This window comes from Cyanobium gracile UHCC 0139 (assembly GCF_034931325.1).
GTDB classification, from domain to species: Bacteria; Cyanobacteriota; Cyanobacteriia; order PCC-6307; family Cyanobiaceae; genus Cyanobium; species Cyanobium gracile_B.
In genome coordinates this window covers 418,386-432,601 of sequence record NZ_JAYGHX010000002.1, presented here as the reverse complement: position 1 = coordinate 432,601, position 14,216 = coordinate 418,386, and the positions used below count along the sequence as shown (strand labels likewise).

The following is a 14,216-nucleotide window of genomic DNA, read 5'->3' as shown; positions in this document are numbered from 1 at the left end:
ACATCTGTGCGGGCTGCCGCGAGATCCCCGAAGCGATCGTCGATCGCCGCACCCGTAATCGCCGCCGTCTCAGGGCCTACGCCGAGGCCACCGATCCGGTCAGCCGCCTGCGCTGGCGCAACTTGCTGGTGGAGGACAACCTGCCGCTCGTGTACAGCATCGCCGGGCGTCAGGGTGTCGACGCGGGGATGGCCTTCGAGGACCTCGCCCAGGTGGGCAGCCTCGGCCTGATCCGGGCCGTCGAGGCCTTCGATCCCGACCGCAACGTCAGCCTCAGCAGCTTCGCGGTGCCGTATATCCAGGGGGCGATGCGCCGCGAGCGGCGGGACCGCCAGCCCATGGTGCGTCCGCCCCGGCCCCTGTGGGACCTGCACCAGCAGGTGCTGGGCCTGCAGGAGGCCCGCCGCCGCCAGGGGCTCGATCCACTGCCGCCGGCCGCCCTTGCCGAGCAGCTGGCCTGCGATCCGGCCCGGCTCGAGGAGGCCCTGGCGATCCGCCGAGCCGCCCGGGTGCGGAGCCTGGATGCCCCCATCGGCGCGGGAAGCGGCGAGGTCGAGGCGGCCAGCTGCCTGCTGGATCTGCTGGCGGCCCCAGCCAGCCCCGACGGCGATGAGCCGGTGGCGGACGGCAGCGAAGCCCGCGGCGCCGAGCGCCAGTGGCTGCGGCGCCAGCTGGCCGATCTCGAGCCACGGGAGCGGGAGCTGCTGGTGGGCCGCCTCGATGGGGGTTGCACCTGGGTGGAGCTGGGCCGGCAGCTGGGGATCCCGGCCCGCCAGGCCCAGCGCCACCACGACGCCGCCCTCGACCGCCTCAGGCGCGCCGCCCTCGCCTGGCGCCAGGGGACGCTCAGCCCGACCCAGGCAGCAGCCACGGCACCAGCGCCATCGCCAGCAGGGCCGCCAGCAGGGTCTGGAGTCCGTTGACCACCTCGTTGCTCAGCCAGCGCCAGTGACGCTGCAGGCTGGCGCCCACCACGCTCTCGGCCAGGGTGGCCACCAGTCCGACGCCGCCCACCAGGGCCGCCAGCGGCCAGCCGCGGATCACCCCCAGGGCCCCCATGGCCAGCGTCATCAGGGCGCTGCCCAGGAGGCTGGCGGCGGTGCCCTCCAGGCTGATGGCCCCCTCGGTGCCGGGCGCTACCGGCCGCAGGCTGGTGATCAGCACGGTGTGCCGGCCCCACCGCTTGCCGATCTCGCTGCCGAAGGTGTCGGCGAGCTTGGCGGCGAAGCTGGCGGCGAAACCGGCCAGCAACAGCGGCACCGCTCCCGCCGGTGCCCGGCAGGCCAGCAGGGCCAGCACCGTGCCCACCAGGGCGGAGCCCCAGACGTTCTCCGGCCCGCGCCTGCCCTCCCGGCCCTCGGCCAGCCCCAGCTCCCGCTTGCGGCGGAACCCCAGCTTCGTCACCGCGCTGCCCAGGGCGAGATACACCACCACCGCCAGCCAGCCCCGCCAGCCCAGGCTTCCCCACAGCAGGGTGCCGAGCACTCCGGCATGGACCCAGCCGGCCCGGGTGAGGACGGGCAGGCGCTGGGCCAGGCCGATCAGCAGCCCGTTGATCGCCAGGGCCGCCAGCCAGTGGAGGGGGTCCTGGGGCGGCAGCGGCAGCATGGCGGGAGCCCGGTTGTGTTGCACAGATCTAAGCCAGGCGCTGTGGGGCGCCGGCTTCGGCGGATAATCCCTGCATCCGGCGGTGCTCCGAATGGTCTTCAAACGACCCAAGTTCTTCCTCGATCTGGGTGGCGGCGAAGGCAACCAGCCCCCGGCCGTGGTGGCCCCCCCCAAGGCCGAAGCCAAGCCCGCTGCCAAAGCAGCTCCCCAGCCGGCCGAGGCCAAGACTGCGGCGTCCGTTGCCCCGGCGGCTGGGGAAGGCACCTCTCAGCCCGTTTCGGGTCTCACCACCGCTGAAGCGATCGCCGCCGAACTGGCCGCCGCCGAGGCGCTGCGGCCGGCCCCGTCGATGGCCACCTTCGCCCCTGAGTGCGTCACCGCCGGTGGGGCCACCCCGATGAAGCGCCGCACCCCCGGCGCCAATCTGGGCGCATTCAAGGAGATGGCCGCCGGCATGATGCGCTCCTGAGCGCCCGCCAGTCGGCCAGCAGGGCCAGGCCGGCCACCGCGGCCGTGGCCGTGCGCAGGATCGTTGGCCCCAGGCTCACCGGCTGCCAGCCGGCGGCTTCGGCCCGTTCCTCCTCCCGGGGGCTCCAGCCGCCTTCCGGACCGATCGCCAGCCGGAGGCCGGCCGCCAGGTTCGTGTCGCCCGTCCCTTCGTTCACCCCCTCCACCAGCTCCCGCAACCGTTGGCTGCAGAGGGGCAGATCCTCCCGCCGGGTGGTGGCCAGCAGGGCGATCCCGGCCGCGGGCCGGGCCAGCCACTCCCTGGCCGGCCGGGGGGATTCCAGAACCGGATGCCATAGCCGTTCGCACTGCTCGGTGGCCTCCCGCACGATCCCCTGCCAACGCTCGGTCGGACAGCGCTCCCCCGGGGCGCCATGGTCGGCCAGCAGGGGCTGAAGCCGGTCGGCCCCCAGCTCGGTGGCCATGCGCCAGACCAGATCCGCCTCCCGCCGCGGCACGGCCATGGCGAGCTCCAGGGGCGGCCCGGGCGGTGCCTCCCGCAGCAGGGGCGCGCCGGGGTCCTGCTCCAGCCGCAGGCTCCGCTCTGGGTCGAGCACCGCCGTCCAGAGGCCGCCGATGCCGTCGACCAGCGCCAGGCGATCGCCGGGGCGGTAGCGCAGCACCCGCTCCAGGTAGTGGCGTTCCGGAGGCTCGAGGGCCAGCCGGGCCTGGTCCGGGCCCCCGGACGCCAGGGCAGCGATCCGCTCCGGGGTGATCAGCAGCCGGCGCAGCTCCCGCCCCATCAGTCCCTGGAGAACGGGCTCTCGGGCTCCTCGTCGATCGGCCAGTCCTCGTTGAGACCGCCGATCACCAGTTCGGTGATCTCGAGCACGTCGTTGTCCAGTTGGCGCAGGGCGTTGATCAGCACATCGAGGGCCAGGGCATCGCTGGTGCCCAGGTCGACCCAGCAGCGGGCCCAGTCGTCCTGGTACTCCATCGGCCCCATGTTGTGCATCAGGGCCGGCAGGCAGCGTTCGGCGGATTCGGTGTCGTAGGGGAGCCAGCCCAGGTCCACACCCCCCTCATGGGTCTGCAGGTTCTCGGCATTGAAGCCGCCCAGCTTGCCGAGGAAGAACCAGCTGTCGAAGGCCGTTTCGACGTAACCCCGCTCGGCCCCGCCGGGCTGGTCGGCGAAGTGCAGCCAGATCCAGCAGTTGAACGGATCCACCTCGCGAAATCGGACATCCATGGAGAAGGGGGTGACGGCGCGCGTGTTCCCCCATCCAACACGCTCCAGGGCTCCAGCGCCGCAGCGCCGGACGGCATGCTGGTGGGATGCTCGATGTGATCGGCCTGCGCTATCACCCCGCCACGGCGGCCGCGCCGGTGCTGCGTGACGTCTCGCTGCAGCTGTCGGTGGGCGCCCCGGCCCTGGTGGCCGGCCGCAGCGGCAGCGGCAAGACCACCCTGCTGGAGGTGCTCTGCGGCCTGGCCGAAGCCGATGCCGGCCGCATCCTCTGGCAGGGGGAGATCCTCAGCAGCCGCCAGCGCCGCTGGCTGTGCGGGCTGGTGTTCCAGTTCCCGGAACGCCATTTCCTCGGCCTGACGGTGGGCCAGGAGCTGAAGCTGGGCCAGCGGCGGCTCACCGCCGAGAAGGCCGAGGCCGTGCTGGAGCAGGTGGGGCTCGGCCACCTCTCCCTGCAGCAGGCTCCCGAGCGCCTCAGCGGCGGCCAGCAGCGGCGCCTGGCGCTGGCGGTGCAGCTGGTGCGCGATGCCCGGGTGCTGCTGCTGGATGAGCCCACCGCCGGCCTCGACTGGACCGTGCGGGAGGAGGTGCTGCAACTGCTCGCCGACCTGGCCCGGGAGCGGGCCCTGCTGGTGGTCACCCACGAACCCGAGCTGTTCCGGGGGGTGATCGATCACGGCTGGCGCCTGGAGGGCGGCATCCTGGGGCCCCTGGAGGCGCCGCGATCTGTCTCCTTACGATGACGAGCTGATGGTGGGGGACGGGCTGATGGGGGGACGGATCATGGGAGACAGCCTGCTGAGGGCTACCGGTGCCGGTGGCGGCATTCGCATGGTGGCGGTCACCACCACCGCCGCCAGCCGCCAGGCCTGCGATCGCCACGGGCTCTCCTTTCTCACCACGGCCCTGCTGGGCCGCGCCATGACGGCGGGCCTGCTGCTGGCCAGCTCGATGAAGGTGGCCCACGGACGCGTGAATCTGCGCATCCAGTCCGACGGGCCCCTGCGGGGTCTGATGGTGGATGCGGGCCGGGACGGAACCGTGCGCGGCTACGTCGGCCGCCCGGACCTGGAGCTTGATCTCCTCCCGGACGCGGCCGGCGGGCACCGCTTCGACTTCCGCCGCGCCACCGGCACCGGCTACCTGCATGTGGTGCGGGACCGGGGCCAGGGGGAACCCTTCAGCAGCACCGTGGAGCTGGTGAGCGGCGGCATCGGCGAGGACGTGGCCTCCTACCTGCTCCACTCCGAGCAGACCCCTTCGGCCCTGTTCGTGGGGGAGACGATCGACAGTTCCGGTGTGCGCTGCGCTGGTGGGGTGCTGGTGCAGGTGCTGCCGAAGGCGGCCCGTGAGCCGGCCCTGGTGGCCCTGCTGGAGGAGCGCTGCCGGGAGATCACCGGTTTCAGCGAGCGGCTCGCCGCCAATGCCGACCAGCTCCACGCCCTGTTCGAGGACATCTTTCCGGATCTCGATCCCCAGCCCCTCGAGGCGGCGCCGATCAAGCAGCCGGTGCGCTTCCACTGCCCCTGCAGCCGCCACCGCAGTGTCAGCGCCCTGCGGCTCCTGGGTCGGGATGAACTCAGCGCCATGCTTGACGAGGACGGCCAGGCGGAACTCACCTGCCATTTCTGCAGCGAGGTGTACCGGGTGGAGGCCCCCGAACTGCAGGAACTGATCGACGAGCTGGCTGCCGTCGCCTGAGCTGCGTTCAGGCGATCAGCAGGGCTCCGAGCAGCAGCAGCAAAATGGCGGGGATGCTCTGCAGCTGCAGGGTGGTGACGGGCAGGCCGGAGCCCAGGGACGGCCCCAGCCCGCCGGCCAGCAGACCGCCGAGGACCAGGCCCAGGCAGAGCAGGGCGAAGGACCAGCCCACCGCCGCCAGGAAACGTCCGTTGCGGCGCTGCAGGTTGAGCAGGGTGACGCCCGTGGCCAGGGCTGTGAGCAACTCGGGGGCGGCTCCGGGCATCAGCACCAGCAGCACGAGAAGCAGGCCGTCGGCCGCCAGGGGAAACCAGAGCTCACGGCCGCTGGCGAACTGCAGCCGGGGCAGGGAGAAGCTGGGGCGCGGCAGGCGCGAGGGGGGAAGCTGGGGCAGGCTGGGCAGGGCCGACAGGGCCGGGCGGCTCGGTGGTGGTGAGGCCTGCTCCCGCTGGGAGGCGGAACGGGCAGCGCTGCTGACCCGTCCTTGCTGGCGTTCCTTGAGCCGGTCCATCAGCACGGCGTCGTAGGCGGCCTCAATACGGGAGCGCACCATCGGATCATCACCGGCCTCCTTGAGCCTGGCCAGCTTGGCCTCCTGGACCGTGTCAAAGGAGGCGTCCGGGGGGACACCTAGCCGCTCGTACGGATCGGAAGCGTCAGGGGCCGGGTGGGACTGGTCGGATCCTTGGTTCATACCACCGAGCGTATCGAGCCAGGGCTAAAAAAGCGGTTCACTGCGGTGATATCCGGCTTCCTGTTGCAGACGGCGACGGCAGGCCTCGGCCTCCTCGACGGCCAGCGACCGCCGCCGCTTGAGCAGGGGCATCTGGGGGGGCAGGTGGCTGCCTTCACGCATCTCCACGGCGCCTTGGGAAGGCTGGAAGCTCACGTAATCACTGCCCCCGTCGCTGCGGGGACGCACGAGCCAGAGCGGGGATGGCGTCACGGATCGAGGCATCGCAGTGACCGTCCGTTGCGGCGTGACGAATTGTTGCTTCATTCTGCCCCCTCCGCCGGCATGGCGCGAGGGAGGGTTTCCACCGCGCCAACACCAAGGCAGCGATCGGATCAGAGGGCGATGGGCTCCACCCCGCTCACCACCGGCGCCACTCCGTGCAGCTCCAGTTCGGGGTGGTCCTCCTGCAGCTGGTGCAGATTCCAGTCGTTGCGGAACAGCAGCACCGGCCGGTCCCAGGCATCGCGGACCGTCTTGCAGTTGAACAGGCGGCCGACCCGTTCCAATGCCGGCCAGCCCCCGCTCACCCAGCGGGCCAGGCTGAATTCCAGCGGTTCGAGCCGACTGGTGACGCCGTACTCGTTCTCCAGCCGGTACTGCACCACCTCCAGCTGCAGCTGGCCCACGGCCGCCAGGATCGGGTCCCGCTTGCTGGGGTCGGTGTCGTAGAGCACCTGCACGGCGCCCTCCTCCCGCAGTTCGTTCACCCCCTTGCGGAAGCTCTTGAAGGCCGAGGGGTTGGGGTTGCGCAGCCAGGCGAAGATCTCCGGGCTGAAGCAGGGAATCCCCTCGTACTCCACCCGCGCACCGGTGTAGAGGGTGTCGCCGATGGCGAACATGCCGGGGTTGTTGAGGCCGATCACATCGCCGGGGTAGGCGTCCTCCACCACCTCCCGGTCCTGGCCGAACAGCTTCTGTGGGCGGGACAGGCGGATGGTGCGTCCGCTGCGGGCGTGGCGCACGCTCATGTCCTTCTCGAAGCGGCCGCTGCACACCCGCACGAAGGCGACGCGGTCACGGTGGCGCGGGTCCATGTTGGCCTGCAGCTTGAACACGAAGCCGCTGAACTCCGGCCGCAGCGGATCCACTGGTCCCTGGTCGCTCTCCCGGGCCACGGGGGGTTGGGCCAGCTCCAGGAAGGCATCGAGGAAGGGGCGCACGCCGAAATTGGTCATCGCCGAACCGAAGAACACCGGGCTCAGCTCGCCGGCGTGCACCCGCTCCAGATCCAGTTCCGCTCCTGCCCCCTCCACCAGTTCCAGTTCCTCCGAGGCCAGCTCCAGCAGCTCGGCTTCCACCCGCTCGCTGCGGCCGGGGTCGCTGGGGGCCAGGCGTCGCTCCAGGCTCTGGCGGCCCCGTTCGGCCCGCTCGAACAGCAGCAGATCCTGGGAGCGCCGGTCGATGACGCCGCGAAAGCGGTCGCCGCTGCCGATCGGCCAGTTCACCGGCCAGCAGGCCAGCCCCAGCTCCTGCTCGATCTCGTCGATCAGCTCCAGGGGTTCGCGCCCCGGCCGATCCATCTTGTTGATGAAGGTGAAGATCGGGATGCGCCGCATCCGGCAGACCTCGAACAGCTTGCGGGTCTGGGGTTCCAGGCCCTTGGCCGCATCCACCAGCATCACGGCGTTGTCGGCGGCGGCCAGGGTCCGGTAGGTGTCCTCCGAGAAATCCTGGTGGCCGGGGGTGTCCAGCAGGTTGATCGTGCTGCCGGCGTAGTCGAACTGGAGCACGGTGGAGGTGATCGAGATGCCGCGCTGTTTCTCCAGCTCCATCCAGTCAGAGGTCACCTTGCGCTGCTCCCCCTTGGCCTTCACCGCCCCCGCCTGCTGGATGGCCCCGCCGTAGAGCAGCAGCTTCTCGGTAAGGGTCGTCTTGCCCGCGTCAGGGTGGGAAATGATCGCGAAATTCCGGCGCCGGCTCACCGCCGCCGCCAGGGCCGCGGTTTCGGTGTCCGGAACGGGGACGGAGGGGGGTCGGCTGGTCATGGGGCCAGCCTGCCAGGCAGGCCGTGGCCCTGGATCTCCAGGTACCGGTCGTCCACCTCCCGGACCTCCAGCCCCCCCAGCCCGGCGACCACCAGCTGCTCCCTCACCTCGGCTGGCGTGAAGGCGGCCCGCAGGGAATGGCTGTAGTCCCGCCGCAGCACCTCCGGGGCCGCTCCGGCATGGCGGACCACCAGGGCCTCCAGGTCCGCGGCATTGGCCGGCCGGCGCAGATCCCGCACGAAGAGACTGGTGTCCGGCCCCGAGAGCTGCTTCACGGCCCCCCACAACACGGCGGGATCATGGAGATGGTGCAGCAGGCTGTTGCTGACCACGGCGCTGCAGGGTCCCTCCAGCTCGGGGCTGGGTAGCACCAGCCGCTGGAAGCGCACCTGGCGGTGGGCGGCCGGATCCGCCAGCCGCCGCCGCTCGGCGATGGCCAGCATGGCGGCGGATCCGTCGATGCCCAGCACCCGGGCCTCTGGCCACCGCCGCGCCAGCAGAAAGGTGATGTTGCCCGGTCCGCAGCCCAGATCGACGACGCTCAGCCCTGTCCCGTCACCGCTCCCCAGGAGTGCGGGGAGGGCCGCGATCCGCTCCAGCACCGCCCGGTCGCTGCTGGAGAAGTCCGCCGCCGCATAGGCCTGGGCCTGCAGCGGCTCGTCCATCAGCTCCGGTTCGCAGATCCGCTCCATCGCTCCAGCATCCCCTGGGGCGTCCCAGGCACCGTGGCTGGTGGCCTGTGAGCGTTGCCGACCCTACAGGTGGCGTTATGGTGCGCAACACGATCCGGCCGTACCCCAGTGACCCTCTCCGCCGCCCGTCCAGCCACCCCCGCCCCGGCGGCGACATCCGCCGGGGCGACATCCGCCGGCAGCGACGCGACCCCAGCGCCGGCCGCGGATTTCCCGGTCACCGCACCGGCGGCCTACCCGGTCTTCTATCGCACCTACAGCCGCAAGACCCCGAGCGGTGGTCGGGAGAGCTGGCATGAGGTGGCCGAGCGCAACCTGGAGGGCCTCCGGCTGCTCGGCTCCCTCGACGCCTCCGAAGTGGAGCTGATCCGGCGCATGCAGCGCCACCAGATGGCCCTGCCCTCCGGCCGCTGGCTGTGGATCGGCGGCACTGAGTGGATCGAGCAGCCTGAGAACTTCTCCGGGGCCTACAACTGCACCTCCACCAACCTGGTGGACTGGGAAGCCTTCGCCCTGATGATGGATCTGGCGATGATGGGTTGCGGCACCGGCGCCATCATCGAGCCCCATCTGATCAGCCGGTTGCCGAAGGTGCGCAACACCCTCGTCATCGACGGCGTCACCGACATCGGCCTGACGCCGATCGGTTCGCGCCAGCAGCAGACCAGCCACGTGATCGAGGGCCATCACGTCAGCGTCCGCGTCGGGGACACCCGGGCCGGCTGGGTGGAGAGCTACCGGCTGCTGCTCAACCTCTGCAGCGATGAGCGCTTCGACGGCCCCGTCCACGTCTCGGTCGACCTGTCCGATGTGCGGCCGGTGGGCGAAACCCTCAAGGGCTTCGGCGGCATGGCCAATCCCGTCAAGCTGAAGGATCTCTACGGCCGCGTCGCCCAGATCCTCAACAAGGCCCGGGGCCGCCAGCTCACTTCGGTGGAGTGCTGCCTGCTGATCGATGAGGCGGCGGTGACGATCGTGGCCGGCAACATCCGCCGCAGTGCCGGCATGCGCCAGTTCTGCGCCGATGACGACTCCGCCCTCGGCGCCAAGGAGAACCTCTGGCAGCAGGACGAGCAGGGCAACTGGCGCATCGACCCCGAAAGGGATGCCCTGCGCATGGCCAACCACACCCGGGTGTTTCACGTGCGCCCCAGCCGCGAGGTGGTGCTGGAAGCGGTCACCAAGCAGTTCCAGTCGGGCGAAGGAGCCATCCAGTTCGCCCCCGAGGCCATCGCCCGCTCCAACGCCGACCTGCTGACCACCCCCGAGCTGCGCACCGAGTTCATCGGCATCTACTGCGACCAGGGCCGGGAGGAAGCCGGCCGCTGGCTGCAGCTGCACCATCCCGAGATCGGCGCCGACGAGCTCGAACACCGGCTCGGCCGCTATGGCCTCAACCCCTGCGGCGAGATTCTCGGCGCCGATTTCCACTGCAACCTGGCGGAGATCCATCTCAACCGGATCGACCCCGCCGACCACCAGGCCCAGGAGGATGCCTTCAAGGCCGGTGGTCTGGCGGTGGCCTGCCTGCTGAACCACCGCTTCGAGGTCGAGCGCTACCGCCGCAGCCGGGCCTGGGATCCGATCGTGGGGGTCAGCTTCACGGGCCTGTTCGACTTCTTCGTCCATGCCTTCGGCACGCCCTGGCTGCAGTGGTGGGAGGCGGGCCGTCCCGACAGCGAGGAGGGCCGGGCGTTCCGCCAGCAGGAGGCGGCCTACCTGTCCCGTTGGAAGGACTGGGTGCATGAGGCGGTGTGGGACTACTGCGACCGCCATGGCATGCGCCGCCCCAACCGCTGCACCACCGTCCAGCCGGCCGGCACCAAGAGCCTGCTCACCGGCGCCAGCCCCGGCTGGCATCCCCCCAAGGCCCAGCGGTTCATCCGCCGCATCACCTTCCGTAAGAACGATCCGGTGGCCCTGGCCTGCATGGAGTACGGCTACGCGATCGTTCCCTCCCAGTCCGACAAGGACGAGCAGGGGCGGCTGCTGAATGACCCCTTCGATCCGCGCTGCACCGAATGGCTGGTGGAGATTCCCACCGAGGTGAGCTGGGCCAACCTGCCCGGGGCCGATCGGGTGGAGATCAACAACTTCTCGGCTCTGGCCCAGTTCGATTTCTACATGCAGGTGCAGCGGCACTACACCACCCACAACACCTCGGCCACCGTGGAATTCCGCGAGCATGAGATCGAGCCTCTGGCCGCCGCAATCCATCACGCCATTGAGAACGGGGAGGGCTACATCTCGGCGGCGCTCCTGGCCCGTTTCGATGCCAACGCCACCTTCCCACGGCTGCCCTTCGAGCCGATCGATCAGGCCACCTACACCCGGATGGTTGGGGAGGTCGAGCAGCGGCGCGTGTGCGGCGATTTCTTCCTCGCCCTGCAGACGTACGACCGCGGCGAACTGATCGAAGCCGGCCCGGCCGGGTGCGACTCCGACAAGTGTCTGCTGCCGCTCGCCAAGCCCGAAGCCTGAGCCGCCGGCGGCCCACAAGCCGCCGACTCACTCGCAGCCGGGGAATTCTCCTTTCTGGGGAAGATTGTCTAGGCGCTCCTATTCGGCAGTGGTCGCCAGGGTGCTGATTTCCCGATGGCTGACAGGGTCATCGGGATCGATGACCACGAGGCGATCGCGACCGCCGTTCTTGGCCATCAGCAGGGCCTTGTCGGCCCTGCGGAATGTGGCGTCGTAGTTTTCGTCGGTCTTGTGCTCAGTCAGGCCCATGCTGGCAGTGAGTTTCAGTTCCATGTCGTCGATGGAGACGCGCATGCTGCGGATGTTGGCCAACATGCGCTTGGCCACACTTTCGGCCGTGGCGAGATCAGCATCGATCAGCAGAGCGAGGAACTCCTCTCCCCCCCAGCGGGCGATGATGTCGTAATGGCGAAGGCTCCCGGAGAGTGCTTTGACGAAGTCCACCAGCATCAGATCACCGGTGGCATGGCCATATTCGTCGTTGATCAACTTGAAGTGGTCAACATCCAGGATGATCATGGAATAGGTTGAGCCGTGCCTGGTAGCGCGCTGATCCTCCTCAAGGCAGCGCTCCGCCATGAAGCGACGATTGGAGATGCCCGTCAGGGCATCGTGGGTGGACGCCTCGAACAGGGTGAGATTCACTTCCTTCAGTGAGGCCTGATAGAGATCGGAGATTCGTACCACTCGCTTGATCTGGCGCAGTTGCTTCTCATAGCGATTCGTGAGGCTGCGATTGCTCTCAAGCACGTGGGATTGGTAAAGATCGGAGATATCAGCCACCCGCTCCAGTCGGTCCACCTGCTCTTCGATGCGGTGCCACAATCTGGCAAGAAGCTCACGGACTGGATCATTGTCGTAACGCTGGTCGGCCAGGACGGCCATGACTTCCTGTTCCAGCTGGTCGTCAGGTTTGGGACCGGAAATCTCGGGCATTTCAGGCGTTAATGGAAAGGATCAGAAATGGGAAGGTGTAGTCTTCCTTGAATTCAGAACCCAGTTCGGCGGAACGGGGGTTGCGATCATCGAACATCCACTGCACCAATACTTCCTTGCCATCATCAAAGGCATTCTGCAGCAGATCAAAGATGTCGATCATGAAGCGAATGCTGCTGGTGTTGAGGTAGTTGAGATGCAGTTCAAGGGTCAATGATTGATTGGCACTTGAAAGATAGGATTCAATCCACTGGATCAGCTGGTCGTAGAGCTCAAACGAATTCTCAGGATAGGACTCCCCACTCATCACCACAACACCAGCCTTCCAGTCCGCACGGATGGAAGGACTGGACTGGGAGCCCGGTACCGACAGGTTCAGTTCTGCGCTGCTGCTCATGGGATCAGATGATGGCCCGAAGGCTGAAGAAGGCGCGATCGGGCTCAAGGGGGTCAAGGGAGGCCTCCATGGGTTGACTGGAGCGTCTGGCGATCTCAATGAGACCCAAGCCGGCACCCTGCCCCGGGGTCTGGGAGTGGGGCTGGCGCAACTGCTGTTTGTAGAGCACCTTCAGCTGGGCCTTGTCGCAGGCGGCGAGTTCGTGGATCCGCTCCAGCAGGGCTTTTCCATCATCCATCTCCACGATGTTACCTGCACAGACGGCGTAATGGCCAGCCTCGGCGGCGGCGATCACGACCGTGGCGGAGGACTCAGCATCGCTGAAGCCATGGCTGGTGGCATAATTCCGGATATTCTGACTCATCTCGATATACACACTGAACACGTCCATCACTTCCAGTTCTGGGGCGTGATGGGACTCAATGTGTTCCTTGAGGGCGGAACCGATCTCACCAATAAGTGTAGTGGAAATGGGGCCATTGAAACAGATGAGAATCTGATAATCACTGAAAAACTCCCTCAGAGACATCAGACTGTTTGTGGTGATCGTCATCACTTCGGTTCCGAGATCCGCCCTTGAGCGGCGTTGGCGAGCCAGGGGAAGGTTTGGCAGATCATGGTCGCATGGGACATCAGTCAGGCCTCTACGAGAAACGGAAGGAAAGGATCGTGATGTCATCCCGCTGCGGATGACTGCCGCGGAACTGCTCGAGGGCATCGGCCAGGGCCTGGCGCTGCTGGTGCAGCGGCTGGCGGGCCAGCCCGATCAGCCATTCCTTGAATTGCTGGGTGCCGAGGGAAAAGCCGTTGTCACCGCCTGACTGGTCCAGAAGGCCGTCGGTGGTGAGGTAATAGGTGCAGTCCGGCAACAGGGGAATGTCGTGGTCCGTGTAGGAGCCGACGCGCTGGTCGCAGATGGCCCGATGGTCTCCTCTGAGCATGTGCATGGTTTGCCCATCACTCCAGTAGAGACTGATCTTGGCTCCTGAGAATCTAAGTGTCCTGGCTTCGAAGTCAAGGCGAACCAGCCCGATGTCCATGCTGGTGGCGATCGACTTGCTCATCCTGGCGCCATGCAGCAGGGTACGCATGGCGGTGTCGGTGCAGCTCAGGATGGCCGCCGGTGAGATGATGCCCACTTCCATGATCGAGCGATCGATACCTGCCCTGGCCAGCATGGTCATCATCGCCCCGGAAACGCCGTGGCCGGCGCAGTCGGCCACCCCGGCCAGGCAGTGCCTGCCCTCCGCATGGAAGATGTAGTAGTCGCCACCAACGGTGTCCCGCGGCAGCCAGAGGATGAAATAGTCGTTGCCGAAGGTTTCCTGCAGTTGGCGGTCCGGAAGGATCGAGCGCTGCAGCAGCCCCGCATAGTTGATGGAGGCTTCGATCTGACGATTCGCCTCGAGCAGTTGCCGGTTGCTGGCCTCACCGGCGACCAGCGCCTGCCGCATCTTGACAAGAACGATGTTGAAGGCCTGTGCCAGCCTGGAGATCTCATCGTTGCTCCGGATCGTCAGCAGGCTGCTCATGTCGTCGCTCTCGATCGCACTGGCTTCCCTGACCAGTCGGGCTATGGGAAGGATGATGCGTCTGGCGATGATCTGATAGGAGATGATGGCCAGGATGACGAGCAGCAGGGTCAGAATCAGGGAGACATAGATCTCCGCTGAGCGGCTGCCTGGGACCCTCAGCAGCTGGATGGCCGCGATGACCAGATACAGCAGAACAAGACCATTGACAATCGCAATCAGGGTGAAGACCTGCTGAATGGATGCGGCAGGTTTTCGGGAAGGGGGATGTTGTCCTCCACGCGGCTTCCGGGGGGCCGAGCGCTGGTCGGACCCGCCGCCATCGCGCTGCTGGACGGGGTTGTTCATCGCCTGAGGGTTCTTCGGGCCCATGCTGGCCTGCAGGGTGTCGGGCAATCAGGAGCATGCTGCTGTGGCCATTCTGAGCCGAACATCCCGGCGGCGCTGCCATCATC

The 14,216-nt window shown here is 68.0% G+C and carries 16 protein-coding genes; 5 read left to right on the top strand and 11 right to left on the bottom strand.

The genetic code is table 11. The features are described 5' to 3' along the window. Positions 1–923 (top strand): sigma-70 family RNA polymerase sigma factor (locus tag VB738_RS05430; protein ID WP_323304773.1); only part of this gene is annotated, 923 nt, incomplete at its 5' end. Here VB738_RS05430 and VB738_RS05425 read toward each other — a convergent pair. Then, a complete protein-coding gene (locus VB738_RS05425) occupies positions 847–1,608 on the bottom strand; it encodes a DUF92 domain-containing protein (protein WP_323304772.1) in 762 nt (253 codons plus the stop codon). The genes VB738_RS05430 and VB738_RS05425 overlap by 77 nt on opposite strands. 91 nt (positions 1,609–1,699) lie before the next feature. Here VB738_RS05425 and VB738_RS05420 point away from each other — a divergent pair, with 91 nt between their 5' ends. Then, positions 1,700–2,077 (top strand): hypothetical protein, encoded by a 378-nt coding sequence (locus VB738_RS05420; RefSeq protein ID WP_323304771.1) that lies wholly within the window; start codon positions 1,700–1,702, stop codon positions 2,075–2,077. Here the strand turns inward: VB738_RS05420 and VB738_RS05415 are convergent. Then, positions 2,043–2,858, bottom strand: coding sequence for an RsmE family RNA methyltransferase (locus VB738_RS05415; RefSeq protein ID WP_323304770.1), 816 nt, complete (start codon positions 2,856–2,858; stop codon positions 2,043–2,045). The genes VB738_RS05420 and VB738_RS05415 overlap by 35 nt on opposite strands. Continuing rightward, on the bottom strand, positions 2,858–3,304 hold the full coding sequence (locus VB738_RS05410) for a DUF3531 family protein (protein WP_015108321.1): 447 nt from the start codon (positions 3,302–3,304) through the stop codon (positions 2,858–2,860). The genes VB738_RS05415 and VB738_RS05410 overlap by 1 nt, the downstream gene beginning before the upstream one ends. Before the next feature lie 86 nt (positions 3,305–3,390). Here VB738_RS05410 and VB738_RS05405 point away from each other — a divergent pair, with 86 nt between their 5' ends. Further along, entirely contained in the window at positions 3,391–4,044 is a 654-nt protein-coding gene (locus VB738_RS05405; protein ID WP_323304769.1) for an ABC transporter ATP-binding protein, read from the top strand. A gap of 40 nt (positions 4,045–4,084) precedes the next feature. Continuing rightward, complete coding sequence (gene hslO / locus VB738_RS05400; RefSeq protein ID WP_323304908.1) at positions 4,085–5,002, top strand: Hsp33 family molecular chaperone HslO; 918 nt, start codon at positions 4,085–4,087, stop codon at positions 5,000–5,002. A gap of 7 nt (positions 5,003–5,009) precedes the next feature. Here the strand turns inward: hslO and VB738_RS05395 are convergent, their stop codons facing one another. From VB738_RS05395 to VB738_RS05380, 4 genes are all read right to left on the bottom strand, one after another. After that, positions 5,010–5,696: a CPP1-like family protein gene (locus VB738_RS05395; protein WP_323304768.1), complete on the bottom strand. Its 687-nt coding sequence runs from the start codon at positions 5,694–5,696 to the stop codon at positions 5,010–5,012. Positions 5,697–5,720: 24 nt separating this feature from the next. Further along, positions 5,721–5,960, bottom strand: coding sequence for a hypothetical protein (locus VB738_RS05390; RefSeq protein WP_015108317.1), 240 nt, complete (start codon positions 5,958–5,960; stop codon positions 5,721–5,723). 110 nt (positions 5,961–6,070) lie between these two features. After that, positions 6,071–7,723, bottom strand: coding sequence for a peptide chain release factor 3 (locus tag VB738_RS05385; RefSeq protein WP_323304767.1), 1,653 nt, complete (start codon positions 7,721–7,723; stop codon positions 6,071–6,073). Next, complete coding sequence (locus VB738_RS05380; protein WP_323304766.1) at positions 7,720–8,415, bottom strand: class I SAM-dependent methyltransferase; 696 nt, start codon at positions 8,413–8,415, stop codon at positions 7,720–7,722. Before VB738_RS05380 ends, VB738_RS05385 begins: the two co-directional genes overlap by 4 nt. 108 nt (positions 8,416–8,523) lie before the next feature. Between VB738_RS05380 and nrdJ the strand changes: the two genes are divergently transcribed. Continuing rightward, on the top strand, positions 8,524–10,896 hold the full coding sequence (gene nrdJ / locus VB738_RS05375; RefSeq protein ID WP_323304765.1) for a ribonucleoside-triphosphate reductase, adenosylcobalamin-dependent: 2,373 nt from the start codon (positions 8,524–8,526) through the stop codon (positions 10,894–10,896). 78 nt (positions 10,897–10,974) lie between these two features. Here the strand turns inward: nrdJ and siaD are convergent, their stop codons facing one another. The 4 genes from siaD to VB738_RS05355 all read right to left on the bottom strand — a co-directional run bounded on the left by siaD (position 10,975) and on the right by VB738_RS05355 (position 14,109). Then, a complete protein-coding gene (gene siaD / locus VB738_RS05370) occupies positions 10,975–11,832 on the bottom strand; it encodes a biofilm regulation diguanylate cyclase SiaD (RefSeq protein ID WP_323304764.1) in 858 nt (285 codons plus the stop codon). Between the two features lies 1 nt (position 11,833). Continuing rightward, positions 11,834–12,229 (bottom strand): biofilm regulation phosphoprotein SiaC, encoded by a 396-nt coding sequence (gene siaC / locus VB738_RS05365; RefSeq protein ID WP_323304763.1) that lies wholly within the window; start codon positions 12,227–12,229, stop codon positions 11,834–11,836. Positions 12,230–12,233: 4 nt separating this feature from the next. Continuing rightward, on the bottom strand, positions 12,234–12,782 hold the full coding sequence (gene siaB / locus VB738_RS05360; protein ID WP_323304762.1) for a biofilm regulation protein kinase SiaB: 549 nt from the start codon (positions 12,780–12,782) through the stop codon (positions 12,234–12,236). A gap of 91 nt (positions 12,783–12,873) precedes the next feature. Then, the gene (locus VB738_RS05355; RefSeq protein ID WP_323304761.1) at positions 12,874–14,109 is read right to left on the bottom strand and encodes a SpoIIE family protein phosphatase; all 1,236 of its coding nucleotides are present in this window, start codon (positions 14,107–14,109) and stop codon (positions 12,874–12,876) included. Between the last annotated feature and the right edge of the window lie 107 nt (positions 14,110–14,216).

Bases quoted from the DNA above. Each gene is read 5' to 3' on its own strand.
- VB738_RS05425 (WP_323304772.1), bottom strand. From the start codon at position 1,608: ATGCTGCCGCTGCCGCCCCAGGACCCCCTCCACTGGCTGGCGGCCCTG.
- VB738_RS05420 (WP_323304771.1), top strand. From the start codon at position 1,700: ATGGTCTTCAAACGACCCAAGTTCTTCCTCGATCTGGGTGGCGGCGAA.
- VB738_RS05415 (WP_323304770.1), bottom strand. From the start codon at position 2,858: ATGGGGCGGGAGCTGCGCCGGCTGCTGATCACCCCGGAGCGGATCGCT.
- VB738_RS05410 (WP_015108321.1), bottom strand. From the start codon at position 3,304: ATGGATGTCCGATTTCGCGAGGTGGATCCGTTCAACTGCTGGATCTGG.
- VB738_RS05405 (WP_323304769.1), top strand. From the start codon at position 3,391: ATGCTCGATGTGATCGGCCTGCGCTATCACCCCGCCACGGCGGCCGCG.
- hslO (WP_323304908.1), top strand. From the start codon at position 4,085: ATGGGAGACAGCCTGCTGAGGGCTACCGGTGCCGGTGGCGGCATTCGC.
- VB738_RS05395 (WP_323304768.1), bottom strand. From the start codon at position 5,696: ATGAACCAAGGATCCGACCAGTCCCACCCGGCCCCTGACGCTTCCGAT.
- VB738_RS05390 (WP_015108317.1), bottom strand. From the start codon at position 5,960: ATGCCTCGATCCGTGACGCCATCCCCGCTCTGGCTCGTGCGTCCCCGC.
- VB738_RS05385 (WP_323304767.1), bottom strand. From the start codon at position 7,723: ATGACCAGCCGACCCCCCTCCGTCCCCGTTCCGGACACCGAAACCGCG.
- VB738_RS05380 (WP_323304766.1), bottom strand. From the start codon at position 8,415: ATGGAGCGGATCTGCGAACCGGAGCTGATGGACGAGCCGCTGCAGGCC.
- siaD (WP_323304764.1), bottom strand. From the start codon at position 11,832: ATGCCCGAGATTTCCGGTCCCAAACCTGACGACCAGCTGGAACAGGAA.
- siaC (WP_323304763.1), bottom strand. From the start codon at position 12,229: ATGAGCAGCAGCGCAGAACTGAACCTGTCGGTACCGGGCTCCCAGTCC.
- siaB (WP_323304762.1), bottom strand. From the start codon at position 12,782: ATGACGATCACCACAAACAGTCTGATGTCTCTGAGGGAGTTTTTCAGT.
- VB738_RS05355 (WP_323304761.1), bottom strand. From the start codon at position 14,109: ATGAACAACCCCGTCCAGCAGCGCGATGGCGGCGGGTCCGACCAGCGC.